Here is a 1199-nt window from a genome sequence, read left to right as displayed (position 1 = left end):
CGCCGCCGGGTCCGCCCGGGTCCTCGGCCGATCCCGCCGTCCCCAGGGCCGGTTCGCGGCCGCCGCGGGCCTGCGCGTCGGCGAGCGGTTCGCGAGCCCGAGCCGCATCGTCGCGATCCTCGCGCTCGTCGTCATGGCGGTCTTCTGGCTGGTGCCGTTCCTGTGGGCCGTCGTCACGTCGTTCAAGTCCGAGACGTCCGCCGCCGCGACGCCCGTGTCCTGGTTCCCGCCCGACGGGTTCACGCTCGACGCCTACACGAACGTCCTGCGCGAAGGGAACATCCCGCTCTGGACGTGGAACAGCCTGCTCACCGCCGTCGCCATCACCGTCGTGACGCTGGCCGTGTCGTCGCTCGCGGCCTACGCCCTCGCCCGCATCGACTTCCGGGGCCGCAAGTGGCTGTTCTGGCTGATCATCGCGTCGATCATCGTGCCGCCGCCCGTGCTGATCGTGCCGCTGTTCTACGAGATGCTCACGCTCAACCTCGTCGACACGTACTGGGCGATCATCCTGCCGCAGGTCGTGCACCCGGCCATGGTGTTCATCCTCAAGAAGTTCTTCGAGCAGGTCCCCGTCGAGCTCGAGGACGCCGCCCGCATCGACGGTGCCGGCCGGCTGCGCGTCTTCTGGTCCGTCGTGCTGCCGCTGTCGCGGCCGATCATGGCGGCCGTGTCGATCATCGTGTTCATCGGCGCGTGGAACAACTTCCTGTGGCCGTTCATCATCACGAGCGACGCGTCCCTCATGACGCTGCCGGTCGGCCTCCAGACCGTGAAGTCCGCGTACGGCCTGCAGTACGCCCAGACCATGGCGTCCGCCGTGCTCGCCGCCCTGCCGCTGATCGTCGTCTTCCTGTTCTTCCAGCGGCAGATCATCAAGGGCTTCTCGACCACCGGCTTCGGCGGCCAGTGACGGCCCGTACCACCTGTTCCACCTGTTCCACCTGTTCGACCGAAGGAGTCTCATGACCCAGGCACGACTCGTCCTCGACCGCGACTTCACGGCCGGGGAGGTGCCCCGCCGGATCTTCGGCTCGTTCGTCGAGCACATGGGCCGGTGCGTCTACACGGGCATCTACGAGCCCGGCCACCCGGCCGCCGACGCGCGCGGGTTCCGGACCGACGTCCTCGACCTGGTCCGCGAGATGGGCGTCTCCGTCGTGCGGTACCCCGGCGGCAACTTCGTGTCGGGGTACCGC

At 69.0% G+C, this 1199-nt stretch carries 1 protein-coding gene and 1 pseudogene; both read left to right on the top strand.

What is annotated here, in order from left to right:
* On the top strand, nt 1–913 hold a 913-nt coding region (locus tag CBZ_RS15615), incomplete at its 5' end, for a carbohydrate ABC transporter permease (RefSeq protein ID WP_373862188.1).
* A gap of 52 nt (nt 914–965) precedes the next feature.
* Nucleotides 966–1199 (top strand): annotated as a pseudogene (locus tag CBZ_RS15610) (alpha-L-arabinofuranosidase); the annotation flags it as partial.

This window comes from Cellulomonas biazotea (assembly GCF_004306155.1).
Taxonomy (GTDB): domain Bacteria; phylum Actinomycetota; class Actinomycetes; order Actinomycetales; family Cellulomonadaceae; genus Cellulomonas; species Cellulomonas biazotea.
The sequence above is the reverse complement of the archived record's forward strand: the minus strand, read 5'-3'. Positions and strand labels throughout refer to the sequence as shown.